This window comes from Micromonospora sp. WMMD734 (genome assembly GCF_049178975.1).
In the GTDB taxonomy this organism is placed as follows: domain Bacteria; phylum Actinomycetota; class Actinomycetes; order Mycobacteriales; family Micromonosporaceae; genus Micromonospora; species Micromonospora wenchangensis.
On the sequence record NZ_JBMHMK010000001.1, the window covers coordinates 3,130,535 to 3,143,610 of the forward strand.

The window sequence follows — 13,076 nt, forward strand, 5'->3', positions numbered from 1 at the left end:
GACGAAGGAGGACGTGATGACCAACAGAGCCGGTGCCCCCGTCGTGGTGGGTGTGGACGGTTCCCGATCGGCGTTGGACGCGGTCGGGGTGGCCGCCCGGGAGGCCGTCGCCCGCAACCGCCCACTGCGGGTGGTGCACGCGTTCATCTGGCCGCTCTTCGGCGTCCCGCTCGGCCCCGCGCCCGTCGGACCGCCCGACGGCGGGCTGCGTAACGAGGCGGAACGGATCGTCACCGAGGCGGTCGCCGAAGCCGGCAAGATCGCCCCGGAGCTGACCGTCACCGGGTACCTGTGCGACGGGGCGCCGACCCCGGTACTGCTGCGCGAGGCCCGCGACGCGGCGCTGGTGGTGCTCGGCACCCGGGGGCTGGGCGGCTTCGCCGGGCTGCTGATCGGTTCCGTGGCGGTGCAGGTCTCGGCCCGTGCCGACTGCCCGGTGCTGGTGGTCCGGGGTGAACCACGGGCCGACGGCCCGGTGCTGGTCGGGGTGGACGGGTCGGCGCTGTCCACCGAGGCGCTCGGGTTCGCCTTCGCCGCGGCGGCGCAGCGCGACACCGGGCTGCTGGCCGTACACGCCTGGCTGACCCCGGCACCGATCGGCCCGGGTGACGTGCTGCCACTGGTCTACGACGTGGAGGCGCTCGCCGCCGAGGAGGAACGGGTGCTCGCCGAGGCGCTGGCCGGCTGGTCGCAACGCTATCCGGACGTGCCGGTGACCCGGCGGCTGGTGCCCGGCGCGGCGGCCCGGGTGCTGGTCGAGGCGTCGGCGTCGGCCCAGCTCACCGTCGTCGGCGCGCACGGCCGCGGTGCCCTGGGCGGGGTGCTGCTCGGTTCGGTCAGCCACGCGGTGCTGCACCACGGGCACGGCCCACTGGTGATCGTCCGACGCCCGGCGGCCTGACCGCAGGTGGCGGCACGCCCGGTCGGGTCACCTGCCGGCGCGGACGGGCCGGCACGTCGACAATGGGTCGGACCGGCAACGAGGGCTGAACCGATCCTGGGAGGGCCGATGAACCGACCGGTAGTGGTGGGGGTGGACGGATCGCCGGCCAGCCTGGCCGCCGCGGAGCAGGCCGCCCACGCGGCGGTGCTGCGCGGCGCACCCCTGCACCTGGTGCACGGCTACCTGCACCCGCTCGGGTACGGCGTCCCGCTGAACCCGTACGACCTGGGGGTGCCCGCGCCGTCGGAGGAGGCGCAGCGGATGTTGGAGCGGACCGCCGCCGAGCTGGCCGACAGGTGGTCGGGGCTGACCGTGCAGGCGCGGCAGATCGCCGGTGGGGCGGGCGCGACGCTGGTCGAGGAGTCCCGCCGGGCCGGCCTGGTGGTGGTGGGCAGCCGGGGCCTGGGCGGGTTCACCGGGTTGCTGCTCGGCTCGGTCGGCGCGCAGGTCGCCGCGCACGCGTACTGCCCGGTGCTGGTGGTCCGGCCGGAGGCTCAGCCGATCGCGATGGACGGGCCGGTGCTGGTGGGCGTGGACGGCTCGCCGGCCGCCGGGGTGGCCGCCGACCAGGCCGCCGCCGAGGCCGTCCGGCGGGGGGTCCCGCTGGTGCTGGTGCACGTCGGCCCCACCCCGCCGGAGCGGGACGGAGCCGACGCGGAGCAGGCCGAGGCCGGCTACCGGGCGCACGCGGTGCGGCTGCTCGCCGAGGCGTCCGCCGCCGTACGCGCCGACCACCCGGACGTGGTGCTGCGGGAACATCCGGTCCGGGCGGTCGGGGTGGCGCAGGGCCTGGTCGAGGCGAGCGCGACGGCGTCGGTGCTGGCCGTCGGCACCCGGGGGCGGGGTGGTTTCACCGGCCTGCTGCTGGGTTCGGTCAGCCAGGCGGTGGTGCAGCACGCCCACTGCCCGGTGCTGGTGGCCCACCCGTACCGGTGAGTGGTCGCCCGGCCCGCCGGCCGGGGACGCGGGGCGGGTCAGTCCTCCCGACCGCCGCCGAGGAGTTCGGCGAAGTCGGTGGTGAGGGCGAACGGGTCGGCCGGGCCGGTAGCCGGTGGCCGCCTGTCGACCTGGTCGGCCAACTCCCGGCCGGCCCGCTGGATGCGGGACCGCAGCGCCCCCTCGGCGGTGCCGCCGGACCAGTCCTCCGGCGCGGCGAAGACCGACGTCGGCAGCACCACCGCCCGCAGGTAGCCGAACATCGGCCGGACGGCATGTTCCAGGGCCAGGGAGTGCCGGGCGGTGCCGCCGGTCGCGCCGATCAGCACCGGCCGGTCGACCAGCGCCTGGGCGTCCACCACGTCGAAGAAGGACTTGAACAGCCCGTTGTACGACGCGTTGAAGATCGGCGTGACCGCGACGATGCCGTCGGCGCCGGTGACCGCGTCCAGGGCGGCCCGCAGCTCGGTCGACGGGAAGCCGGTGAGCAGGTTGTTCACCACGTCGTGGGCGTGGTCGCGCAGCTCCACCACCCGCAGCTCCACCTCGTCGCCGCGCCGGACCAGCTCGTCGCGGGCCGCCGCGGCGAGCTGGTCGGCGAGCAGCCGGGTGGACGACGGCTGACTCAGTCCCGCCGACACCACGGCCAGGGTGCGGCGGGTCATCGCCGGCCCTCCGCCCCGGCCCCGGCCAGGTCACCGGCGTCGGCCGCTCCGGTGGCCGCCTTGCCGGCGGCGTCGCGGGCGGCGACCAGCGAGGCGTGGGTGGGCGCGACCGGCACGTGCGCCGGGCGCAGCGCGTCGAACTCCTTGCGCAGCACGGGTACGACCTCCTCGCCGAGCAGGTCGAGCTGCTCCAGCACCGTCTTCAGGGGCAGCCCCGCGTGGTCGAGCAGGAACAGCTGCCGCTGGTAGTCGCCGACGTACTCGCGGAAACCGAGGGTACGGTCGATGACCTGCTGCGGGCTGCCCACGGTCAGCGGGGTCTCCCGGGTGAACTCCTCCAGCGACGGCCCGTGCCCGTAGACCGGCGCGTTGTCGAAGTACGGCCGGAACTCGCGTACCGCGTCCTGCGAGTTGCGCCGCATGAACACCTGGCCGCCGAGCCCGACGATGGCCTGCTCGGGCGAGCCGTGGCCGTAGTGGGCGAAGCGCTGCCGGTAGAGGCCGACCATCCGCTGGGTGTGCTCCTTGGGCCAGAAGATGTGGTTGGCGAAGAAGCCGTCACCGTAGTACGCAGCCTGCTCGGCGATCTCGGGGCTGCGGATCGAGCCGTGCCAGACGAACGGCGGCACGTCGTCGAGCGGGCGCGGGGTCGAGGTGAACGACTGCAACGGGGTGCGGAACTTGCCCTGCCAGTCGACGACGTCCTCGCGCCACAGCCGGTGCAGCAGCTCGTAGTTCTCGATGGCGAGCCGGATGCCGTTGCGGATGTCCTGCCCGAACCACGGGTAGACCGGCCCGGTGTTGCCGCGCCCCATCATCAGGTCCACCCGGCCGTCGGCCAGGTGCTGGAGCATGGCGTAGTCCTCGGCGATCTTCACCGGGTCGTTGGTGGTGATCAACGTGGTCGAGGTGGACAGCAGCAGCCGCTCGGTACGGGCGGCGATGTGCCCCAGCATGGTGGTCGGCGAGGAGGGGACGAACGGGCGGTTGTGGTGCTCACCGGTGGCGAAGACGTCGAGACCGACCTCTTCGGCCTTGAGGGCGATCGCCACCATCGCCTTGATCCGCTCGTGCTCGGTCGGCTCCCGTCCGGTGGTCGGGTCGACCGTGACATCGCCGACGGTGAAGACTCCGAACTGCATGACCAGCTCCTCGCGTCTGAGATACCGGGACCGTTCGTGGTACCCGGACGTCGCGCACAACATAGTTGCAGCGTCAACTATTCCGGCGGCGACCACGCCCGGGGTGGCCCCGGTCACCCCGCCGGCGGTCGCTCCCCCTCCGGGGGCGTACCCGGGCCGGGCTGGTCCGATGCGCCCGACGGCGGACCGGCGGGGGCCGGCGGAGTGTCCCCGGCGGAACCGGTGGCCGGCGGCGTGGGGTGCGACGGCGCGGCGGGCGGGCCGTACCCGGCCGGGCCGGGCGGGGGCCAGGACGGGGCCGCCGGGGGTGGCCCGGGCGGGGTCGGCCGGCGGCGGGCCAGCTGCACCGCCACCACAACCACCGCGGCCAGCACCAGCATCGCCAGCAGCGGAATGACCACGCAGGCCAGCCGACCGACCAGCACTCCAGCCTCGTGTGAGTCCATCCAGACCACCTCCAGGGTCATGGTTGCGCGCGAATGCTAACCAACTTCGCCATGACCGGGCGCCCCCGCCTTGTTGCGACGACGGAAGAACTGCGGCACGCCGTCAGCGGGTCGGCGACGCACGGAAATGTCCGCCGGGCTCGTAGGATGAGCACGGACCGGTGTTCTGGGAGGGTGGAAATGGTGAGAACGTTCACGGCCGCTGTCCATCAGGAAGACGACTGGTACGTCGCCCGCTGCCTGGAACTGGACGTGGCGAGCCAGGGCGGGTCGGTCGACGAGGCACTGGTCAACCTGCGGGAGGCCGTCGAGGCGTACCTTGAGGAGGTCGCGCAGCCCGCCATCGAGGCAACCCCTCTGGTCACCTCCTTCCAGGTCGGCAAAGCCGCGTGAGTCCGGCGCTGGCCGATCTGCCGCTCCGCAAGGTCATCGCCGGACTCGCCAAGGCCGGGTTCGATCACGTCCGAACTCGGGGCAGCCATGCCGTGTACCGCGACTCCGCAGGAAACGTGGTGGTGGTTCCGAACCACAGCACGATCAAACGGGGCACCCTCGCATCCATCCTCCGTCAGGCGGGATTGACGGCAGCGGAGTTCGAGCAGTTGATCAGCTAGCCCTTCGCCCCTCCACCCGGAACCGGGCGAGGTTCGCCCAGCACCGGCAGTCCTCTCACCGCGCTGGGCTTTCCCGACCCGGATCTGCCGGTCAGGTGCGACGTCGGGGTACGTGCCGGCGGTAGGGGCTGACCGTCGGATCGCCGGTGATCCAGAACCGCCAGGGCACGTCGTGGGCGGCGGCCACCCCGACCCGGGGGCCGGCGGAGACCTCGGCCCGGGCGACCGGGCGGGTGGGTGGGCTCAGCAGCAGGGGGCCGCTCCCGTCGAGCACGCAGGTGCCGTTCGCCGACGCGGTGACGCCGAGCGCGACGGCCAGCCGGGCGGGCCCCCGGGCCAGGTCCCGGTCGGCGACGTCGCCCCGACGGGCACGGGCGGTCGGCAACCCGTCGACCACCTCACCGGCCCGCACCAGGACGGCCGCCGCCTCACCGTCCCGGCCGCAGACGATGTTGAGACACCAGTGCATGCCGAACACGAAGTACGTGTAGGCGTGCCCGGCCGGGCCGAACATCACAGTGGTCCGGGGGGTGGGGCCCCGGTGGGCGTGCGACGCCGGGTCCTCACCGGTGCCCGCGTACGCCTCGACCTCGGTCAGCCTGACCCGGACGCCGCCGGCGGCGAGCTCCCAGCCGAGCAGGGTGCGCGCCGTCTCGGCGACCTCGGCGGCGGGGGCGTGCAGCCACGGGTAGTCCACCGGTCCAGGTAACGCCACCGGGCGAAGATCGGCAAACCGACGAGGACCTTTGAACGTTTCGTTGACAACGCTTCGTTGATGGTTTGGGATGGGGTGATGAGCGACGCCTTCACCGCACCCGACGCGAGCCGCGCCCGGGCCGAACGGACCTACGCCGCACTGCACCGGCTCAGCGAGCGGCACGCCGACACCGATGCCCGACGCCGCCGGCACACCAACCCGCACCTCGCCGACCCGTGGGAGGCGGTCTGCGTGGTCACCGCGCTCGCCGCCGGCGGGATCGTGCCGGACACCGACGAGGAGCCCGTCGACGGCGCCGACCTGATGGCTGCGCTGACCCTGCTGCCACACCTGCGGGCCGAACTCGACACGCTGGAGGCGGGCCTGCTGACGACGGCACGGGCCCGGGGACTGACCTGGCAGACGATCGGCCACGGCCTCGGCCTGGGCAGCGCACAGGCCGCCCGGCAGCGCTACGAACGCCTGGTCAGCCGGACCACCTGACCGTCGACGCGACGATGTCAACCCCGGCCACCACTCCACTACTGGGAGTAGTTCGCTGGCCGCCGCCGCCGTCCCCGCTGCGACGCTTTGCTCTGCTGACCTCGACGCGACAGACACCCTGAGTAACGACTGCTGTTCCGGACTGCCGCCTCAGCTCCAGCGACATCCGCAGGTCAAGCGGGTGTCGCGGAAAGGGCAGCAGAGCAAAGGACACGAAGGGATGTGGGTGTCCGAGGAGCAGAGGTCACTCACCGTGGTCACGGAGCCCTGGTCACCTACCGTGATGACCTTCCCTCCGCCACCGGCGACGCGGCGACAACGGCCAGGTCGGTCGACCGGCCGGAGGGGGCCGGTTCGGGGAGACTGGGCCGACCACCACCGCACCGGGAGGACACCGTGACCCGCGAGGAGATGCTGGCGTACTGCCTCGGCAAGCCGGGGGCCTGGCTGGACCGGCCCTGGGAGGGCGACGAGGTGGTGAAGGTGGGCAGCCGGATCTTCGCGTTCCTCGGCGCACCCGACGGCACCGCCCGGGTCGGGGTGAAGTGCGGCCCGAGCCGCGAGGTCGCCGACGAGTGGCTGCACCGGTTCCCCGCCGACGCCCGACCGATGCCGTACGTCGGCCGCTCCGGCTGGAACGCGCTCGACCTGGGCGGCGCCATCCCCGACGACGAACTGGTCGAGGCGGTCGACGGCTCGTACGAGGCGGTGGTGGCGAAGCTGCCCCGCCGCGAACGCCCCGCCTGACCACGCCCGGTCGTCCGTGCCCCGCAGCAGGGGACGACGGACGACCGGCGCGGGTCAGCTCAGCGGGGGACGACCCGCTCGGCGGCCCACTCCCGCCAGCCGGTGAGCTGGTCGGACGCGGCGGCGAGCTGGTCGGCGACCGGACCGGGGCCGGTGGAGCCGGGGGTGATCCGGGCGGCCAACGCCGACCGGACCGACAGCACGTCACGGACCGACGGGTCGAGGTGCTCGCTGACCGCCGCCAGATCAGCGTCGGAGACCTCGTCGAGGGCGCAGTCCCGGGCCGCGCAGAGCGCCACCAGCTTGCCGGTGATCTCGTGCGCGTCGCGGAACGGCACGTTGCGCCGGACCAGCCAGTCGGCGATCTCGGTGGCGAGCGAGAAGCCCACCGGCGCGGCGGCGACCAGGCGGTCCACCCGGACGGTCATCGTGGAGATCATCCCGGCCAGCGCCGGCAGCAGCAGCTCCAGGGTGTCGACCGCGTCGAACGCGGGCTCCTTGTCCTCCTGCATGTCCCGGTCGTAGGCCAGCGGCAGGCCCTTGAGCATCGTCAACACGCTCATCAGCCCGCCGACCAGCCGGCCGGACTTGCCCCGGGCCAGCTCGGCGATGTCCGCGTTCTTCTTCTGCGGCATGATCGACGACCCGGTGGCGAACGCGTCGTCCAGCTCCACCCAGCCGAACTCGTGCGACGTCCAGAGCACCACCTCCTCGCCGAGGCGGGACAGGTGCACCCCGACCAGCGCGGTGACGAAGAGGAACTCGGCGACGAAGTCCCGGTCGGCGACCGCGTCCATCGAGTTGGCGAACGACGTCCGGAAGCCCAGTTCCTTGGACACCACCACCGGGTCCAGCGGCAGGCCCGACCCGGCCAGCGCACCCGCGCCGAGCGGGCTGACCGCCGTACGGTGGTCCCAGTCGCGCAGCCGCTCCAGGTCCCGCAGCAACGGCTGGACGTGGGCCAGCAGCCAGTGCCCGAAGGTGACCGGCTGGGCGTGCTGGAGGTGGGTCATCCCCGGCGCGGCCGTGTCGACGTGCCGTTCCGCCTGCTCCACCAGGGCCTCGGCCAGCTCGACCAGCCGTGCCGCCACCCCCCGGGCGTGATCCCGCAGATACAGCCGCAGGTCGGTGGCGACCTGGTCGTTGCGGGAGCGGCCCGCGCGCAGCTTGCCGCCGAGGCTGCCCAGCCGCTCCAGCAGACCCCGCTCCAACGCGGTGTGCACGTCCTCGTCGTCGATCGTCGGGCGGAACTGCCCGGACGCGCAGGCCGCCTCCAGGTCGTCCAACGCGGCCAGGATGCGCCCCAGCTCGTCGGGGTCGAGCAGCCCCGCGCCGGCCAGCACCCGGGCGTGCGCCCGGGAACCCGCGATGTCGTACGGGGCGAGACGCCAGTCGAACTGGACGCTCACCGACAGCCGCGCCAGGGCCTCGGCGGGGCCACCGGCGAACCGGCCACCCCACAGACTCGTCCGGTTCGTCGCGGCGCTGTTCTCGGTCAGGCTCTTGTCGTCCACGCCGCTCATTCTGGCAGTGCTCACCTTTCGCTCCCCGACGGTGGGGTACACGCCCCCGCCGCCGGCCCGTCCGTCAGCTGTGAACCCGTGACCCGACAGGTCACGGGGTGTTCGTCTCGCCGCCGTCGTCGCGGCGGGCCCACCCGGCGAGCTTCTCACCCAGCGCGGCCCCGCCGTCGGCCTCCCGGGCCACCACCAGGATGGTGTCGTCACCGGCGATGGTGCCGACCACCTCGGACAGGCCCGCCCGGTCCACCGCGCTGGCCAGGTAGTGCGCCGCGCCCGGCGGGGTACGCAGCACCGCGATGTTGCCGCTGGAGTCGACCCCGTTGAGCAGTTCCCGCAGCAGCCGGATCAGCCGGGCGGGGGCCGCCTCGGCGTCACGCAGCGGCCGGTGGCCGTCCTCGGGGATCAGGTAGCCGGCCCGCCCGTCACCGCCCCGGGCCTTCACCGCACCCAACTCCTCCAGATCCCGGGAGAGGGTGGCCTGGGTGACCTGCACCCCGTCGGCGGCCAGCAGGTCGGCCAGCTCGGTCTGGGAACGGATCGCCCTGGCCCTGATCAACTCGACGATGCGGGCGTGCCGGGCGGCGCGGGTCGGCGCGGTCATGATGAGGAGGCCTCCAGGAGAAAGGTCAGCAGCGCCTTCTGGGCGTGCAGCCGATTCTCCGCCTGGTCGAAGACCACGCTGTGCGGGCCGTCGAGCACCTCGCTGGTGATCTCCTCGTCCCGGTGCGCGGGCAGGCAGTGCAGCACCTTCACGTCCGGCCGGGCGTGGCCGAGCAGCGCGGCGTTCACCTGGTACGGCAGGAACGGGGTGATCCGGTCCAGCCCGTCGTCCTCCTGCCCCATCGAGGTCCAGGTGTCGGTGGCGACCACGTCGGCGTCCCGGACCGCCTCCACCGGGTCGACCAGCGCCCGCACCGACCCGCCGGTGCCGGCGGCGATCTTCCCGGCCCGGTCCAGCACCCCCGGATCGGGCTGGAACCCGGCCGGCCCGGCGACCCGCACGTGCATCCCGGCGGTCGCCCCGGCCAGCAGGTACGAGTGCGACAGGTTGTTCGCCGCGTCCCCCACGTACGCCAGGGTCCGCCCGGCGGTGCCGCCGCAGTGCTCGCGGACGGTGAGCAGGTCGGCCAGGAGCTGGCACGGGTGGTAGCCGTCGGTCAGCGCGTTGACCACCGGCACCGTGGCGTGCTCCGCCACCTCGGCGATCCGGTCGTCGCCATGGGTGCGCAGCACGATGGCCGCGACGTAGCGGGACAGCACCCGGCCGGCGTCGCCGAGCGTCTCGCCCCGCCCGAAGTGGGTGACCTGGGTGTCCACCACCAGCGGATGGCCGCCGAGTTCGGCGATGCCGGCGTCGAAGGAGATCCTGGTCCGCAGGCTCTGCTTGTCGAACAGGACCGCTACCGAACGCGGCCCGGCCAGCGGGGTGAACCCGAACCGGTCGGCCTTCATCCGGGCCGCCAGGTCGAGCACGGCCGACTGTTCGGCCGGGGTGAGGTCGTCGTCGGCCAGCAGGTGCCGGATCATGTGCGGGTCTCCGTCGGGGTCGGGGTGGGGTTGGGGGTGGCGGCGTCGAGGGCGGCGGGGAGGGCGGCCAGGAACGCGTCGACCTGCCCGGCGGTGAGCACCAGCGGCGGGGCGAGCCGGATCACCCCCGGCTGGACCGGGTTGACCAGGAACCCCGCCGACCGCAGCGCTTCGGCCACCGGGCCGGCGACCGGCGCGGCGAGCACGATGCCGAGCAGCAGCCCGGCCCCGCGTACCTCGGTGACCAGTGGGTGGCCCAGCGCCTCGACGCCCCGGCGCAGCCGTTCGCCGATGCGCTTGACGTGGTCGAGCAGCCCCTCGCTGGCGATCGTGGAAACCACTGCCAGGGCGGCGGCGCAGCTCACCGGGTTGCCGCCGAAGGTGGTGCCGTGCGACCCGGCGCGCAGCAGCTCGGCGGCCCGGCCGAAGGCCAGGCAGGCGCCGATCGGCAACCCGCCGCCGAGCCCCTTGGCCAGGGTGACGACGTCCGGTTCGACCCCCTCGGCCTGGTGGGCGAACCAGTACCCGGTGCGCCCGATGCCGGTCTGCACCTCGTCGAGGACCAGCAGGGCCCCGTGCCGGGTGGTGATCCGCCGCGCCTCGGCCAGGTAGCCGGGCGGCGGGACGACCACCCCGTTCTCGCCCTGCACCGGCTCCAGGATCACCATCGCCGTCGCGTCGGTGACGGCCGCCGCCAGCGCCGCCACGTCGCCGTACGGGACGTGGTCGACGTCGCCGGGCAGCGGGCGGAACGGGTCGGCCTTCGCCGGCTGGCCGGTCAACGCCAGGGCCCCCATGGTCCGGCCGTGGAAACCGCCGACGGTGGCGACGACGTGCGACCGGCCGGTGAGCCGGGACAGCTTGAACGCGGCCTCGTTGACCTCCGCGCCGGAGTTGGCGAAGAACACCCGGCCCGGCCGGCCGGCCAGCGCCAGCAGCAGTTCCGCCAGCGCCACCGGGGGTTCGGCGACGAACAGGTTGGAGACGTGACCGAGGGTGGCGACCTGCTTGGACACGGCGGCCACCACGGCGGGGTGGGCGTGCCCGAGGGAGTTGACCGCGATGCCACCGAGCAGGTCGACGTACTCCCGGCCGGCCTCGTCGACGACGACCGCGCCCGAACCGGAGGCCAGCGCCAGCGGCGGGGTGCCGTAGTTGTCCATCATGGACTGCCGCCAGCGTTCCACCAGCGTGCTCATGAACCGACCGTGCCTTCCTGGTTGGTGGTGGACCCGGTCGGGGTGTCGACGACCATCGTGCCGAACCCCTCCGAGGTGAAGACCTCCAGCAGCGTGGAGTGGGCGACCCGGCCGTCGACGACGTGCGCGGCGGGCACTCCCCCGCGCACCGCCCGCAGGCAGGCCTCCATCTTGGGCACCATCCCCGCCTCCAGGGACGGCAACAGCTTCGCCAACGCGTCGGTGCCGATCTCGCTGACCAGGCTGGCGGTGTCCGGCCAGTCGGCGTACAGGCCGGCCACGTCGGTGAGGACGACCAGCTTGCGGGCTTCCAGGGCGATCGCCAGCGCGGCGGCGGCGGTGTCGGCGTTGAGGTTGTGCAGCACCCCGTCGGCGTCCGGCGCGACGGTCGAGATGACCGGGATCCGGCCGGCGGCGATCAGGTCGGTCACCGCCGAGACGTCCACCGACTCCACGTCACCCACCTGGCCCACGTCGACCGCCTCGCCGTCGACCCAGGCGGGCCGGCGCACGGCGGTGAACAGGCCGGCGTCCTCGCCGGACAGGCCCACGGCGAACGGCCCGTGCGCGTTGATCAGGCCGACCAGTTCCCGGCCGACCTGGCCCACCAGCACCATCCGGACGACGTCCATCGCCTCCGGCGTGGTGACCCGCAGGCCACCCTTGAACTCGCTGGCGATGCCGAGCCGGCCGAGCATCGCCGAGATCTGCGGGCCGCCGCCGTGCACCACGACCGGCTTGAGCCCGGCGTACCGCAGGAAGACCATGTCGGCGGCGAAGGCCCGTTGCAGGGTCGGGTCGACCATCGCGTTGCCGCCGTACTTGACCACGACGGTGGCCCCGGAGAACCGGGCCAGCCAGGGCAGCGCCTCGATCAGCGTCTCGGCCTTCGCCTGGGCCCGGGTGAGATCCGCGGACAGGCTCATGTCGAGTACGCCGAGTTCTCGTGCACGTACGCGTGCGACAGGTCGTTGGTCCAGATCGTGGCCGCCGCCGCGCCGGCGTGCAGGTCGATCCGGATGGTGACGTCCCGGCCGGTCAGATCGACCTTGGACCGGTCCTCGGCGGCGGCACCGGAACGGCACACCCAGATCCCGTTGACCGCCACGTCCACCGCGTCCGGGTCGAACGCGGCGGCCGTGGTGCCGACCGCGGCCAGGATCCGCCCCCAGTTCGGGTCATTGCCGAACAACGCCGTCTTGACCAGGTTGTTGCGGGCCACCGAACGGCCCACCTCGACCGCGTCGTCCTCGTCGGCGGCACCGACCACCTCGATGGCGACCTCCTTGGTCGCCCCCTCGGCGTCGGCCACCAACTGCTGGGCCAGGTCGTGACAGGCCGCGGTGACGGCGGCGGTCAACTCCGCCTCGTCGGGTTCCACCCCGGACGCCCCGCTGGACAGCAGCAGCACCGTGTCGTTGGTGGACATGCAGCCGTCGGAGTCGACCCGGTCGAAGGTGACCCGGGTGGCCGCCCGCAACGCCGCGTCCAGCAGCTCCGGCCCGGCCACCGCGTCGGTGGTCAGCACGCACAGCATGGTGGCCATGCCGGGGGCGAGCATGCCCGCGCCCTTCGCCATCCCGCCCACGCTCCACCCGGCGCCCCGGGCGACGGTGGTCTTCGGCCGGGTGTCCGTGGTCATGATCGCCTCGGCGGCGGCCGGACCGCCGTCGCGGGCCAACGCCCGGATCGCGGTACGCACCCCCGGCAGCAGCTTGTCCATCGGCAACCGCTCGCCGATCAGCCCGGTCGAGCAGACCGCCACGTCACCGGCACCGAGCCGCAGCCGGGGGCTGGACGCGGTGAGCGCGGCGGCGGTGTGCTCGGCGGTGGCGTGGGTGTCCTGGAAACCGGCCGGGCCGGTGCAGGCGTTCGCGCCACCGGAGTTCAGCACCACCGCGCGGACCACGCCGCCCCGGACGACCTGCTGCGTCCAGCGCACCGGCGCGGCCTTGACCCGGTTGGTGGTGAACACGCCGGCCACCCCGGCGTCCGGACCGTCGTTGACGACCAGGGCGACGTCGGTGGCCCCGCCGCTTTTCAACCCGGCCGCGACACCGGCCGCACGGAAGCCCCGAGGGGCGGTGACAGTCACTGGACTAACCTTTCGTTCGCGACTGCGGGGCTCCGCTG

16 protein-coding genes are annotated in these 13,076 nt (G+C 73.7%); 6 read left to right on the plus strand and 10 right to left on the minus strand.

Translation table 11 applies throughout. The annotated features are described in order from the left end of the window. Positions 1–16: 16 nt before the first annotated feature. Both ACN267_RS13240 and ACN267_RS13245 read left to right on the plus strand, forming a co-directional pair. Positions 17–901, plus strand: coding sequence for a universal stress protein (locus ACN267_RS13240; protein ID WP_421488806.1), 885 nt, complete (start codon positions 17–19; stop codon positions 899–901). Positions 902–1,009: 108 nt separating this feature from the next. After that, the gene (locus ACN267_RS13245) at positions 1,010–1,879 is read left to right on the plus strand and encodes a universal stress protein (RefSeq protein ID WP_421488807.1); all 870 of its coding nucleotides are present in this window, start codon (positions 1,010–1,012) and stop codon (positions 1,877–1,879) included. Between the two features lie 38 nt (positions 1,880–1,917). Here the strand turns inward: ACN267_RS13245 and ACN267_RS13250 are convergent, their stop codons facing one another. The 3 genes from ACN267_RS13250 to ACN267_RS13260 form a co-directional block, all read right to left on the minus strand. Then, a complete protein-coding gene (locus ACN267_RS13250; RefSeq protein ID WP_204961425.1) occupies positions 1,918–2,544 on the minus strand; it encodes an FMN reductase in 627 nt (208 codons plus the stop codon). Continuing rightward, positions 2,541–3,686 (minus strand): LLM class flavin-dependent oxidoreductase, encoded by a 1,146-nt coding sequence (locus ACN267_RS13255; protein ID WP_421488808.1) that lies wholly within the window; start codon positions 3,684–3,686, stop codon positions 2,541–2,543. Before ACN267_RS13255 ends, ACN267_RS13250 begins: the two co-directional genes overlap by 4 nt. Positions 3,687–3,799: 113 nt before the next feature. Continuing rightward, entirely contained in the window at positions 3,800–4,132 is a 333-nt protein-coding gene (locus ACN267_RS13260; RefSeq protein WP_421488809.1) for a hypothetical protein, read from the minus strand. A gap of 180 nt (positions 4,133–4,312) precedes the next feature. Between ACN267_RS13260 and ACN267_RS13265 the strand changes: the two genes are divergently transcribed. Next, positions 4,313–4,525, plus strand: coding sequence for a type II toxin-antitoxin system HicB family antitoxin (locus ACN267_RS13265; protein ID WP_421488810.1), 213 nt, complete (start codon positions 4,313–4,315; stop codon positions 4,523–4,525). Continuing rightward, complete coding sequence (locus ACN267_RS13270) at positions 4,522–4,746, plus strand: type II toxin-antitoxin system HicA family toxin (protein WP_204961421.1); 225 nt, start codon at positions 4,522–4,524, stop codon at positions 4,744–4,746. The genes ACN267_RS13265 and ACN267_RS13270 overlap by 4 nt, the downstream gene beginning before the upstream one ends. 91 nt (positions 4,747–4,837) lie before the next feature. On the opposite strand, the gene ACN267_RS13275 is transcribed toward ACN267_RS13270, so the two are convergent. Continuing rightward, positions 4,838–5,443, minus strand: a complete 606-nt coding sequence (locus ACN267_RS13275) for a DNA-3-methyladenine glycosylase (protein WP_421488811.1) — start codon at positions 5,441–5,443, stop codon at positions 4,838–4,840. A 96-nt stretch (positions 5,444–5,539) separates the two neighbouring features. Here ACN267_RS13275 and ACN267_RS13280 point away from each other — a divergent pair, with 96 nt between their 5' ends. Both ACN267_RS13280 and ACN267_RS13285 read left to right on the plus strand, forming a co-directional pair. Further along, the gene (locus tag ACN267_RS13280; protein ID WP_281898816.1) at positions 5,540–5,947 is read left to right on the plus strand and encodes a DNA-binding protein; all 408 of its coding nucleotides are present in this window, start codon (positions 5,540–5,542) and stop codon (positions 5,945–5,947) included. A 396-nt stretch (positions 5,948–6,343) separates the two neighbouring features. After that, positions 6,344–6,694 carry an MmcQ/YjbR family DNA-binding protein gene (locus ACN267_RS13285; RefSeq protein ID WP_204961419.1) on the plus strand — a complete coding sequence of 117 codons (351 nt, stop codon included), beginning with the start codon at positions 6,344–6,346 and terminating at the stop codon, positions 6,692–6,694. Between the two features lie 59 nt (positions 6,695–6,753). Here the strand turns inward: ACN267_RS13285 and argH are convergent, their stop codons facing one another. The 6 genes from argH to argJ all read right to left on the minus strand — a co-directional run bounded on the left by argH (position 6,754) and on the right by argJ (position 13,038). Beyond that, positions 6,754–8,217 (minus strand): argininosuccinate lyase, encoded by a 1,464-nt coding sequence (gene argH, locus ACN267_RS13290; RefSeq protein ID WP_204961467.1) that lies wholly within the window; start codon positions 8,215–8,217, stop codon positions 6,754–6,756. Between the two features lie 91 nt (positions 8,218–8,308). Continuing rightward, positions 8,309–8,818, minus strand: coding sequence for an arginine repressor (locus ACN267_RS13295; RefSeq protein WP_421488812.1), 510 nt, complete (start codon positions 8,816–8,818; stop codon positions 8,309–8,311). Continuing rightward, on the minus strand, positions 8,815–9,744 hold the full coding sequence (gene argF, locus ACN267_RS13300; protein ID WP_204961418.1) for an ornithine carbamoyltransferase: 930 nt from the start codon (positions 9,742–9,744) through the stop codon (positions 8,815–8,817). Before argF ends, ACN267_RS13295 begins: the two co-directional genes overlap by 4 nt. Further along, positions 9,741–10,943, minus strand: a complete 1,203-nt coding sequence (locus tag ACN267_RS13305; protein WP_204961417.1) for an acetylornithine transaminase — start codon at positions 10,941–10,943, stop codon at positions 9,741–9,743. The genes argF and ACN267_RS13305 overlap by 4 nt, the downstream gene beginning before the upstream one ends. Beyond that, positions 10,940–11,869 carry an acetylglutamate kinase gene (gene argB, locus ACN267_RS13310; RefSeq protein ID WP_281898822.1) on the minus strand — a complete coding sequence of 310 codons (930 nt, stop codon included), beginning with the start codon at positions 11,867–11,869 and terminating at the stop codon, positions 10,940–10,942. The genes ACN267_RS13305 and argB overlap by 4 nt, the downstream gene beginning before the upstream one ends. Beyond that, positions 11,866–13,038, minus strand: a complete 1,173-nt coding sequence (gene argJ / locus ACN267_RS13315) for a bifunctional glutamate N-acetyltransferase/amino-acid acetyltransferase ArgJ (protein WP_281898823.1) — start codon at positions 13,036–13,038, stop codon at positions 11,866–11,868. Before argJ ends, argB begins: the two co-directional genes overlap by 4 nt. Between the last annotated feature and the right edge of the window lie 38 nt (positions 13,039–13,076).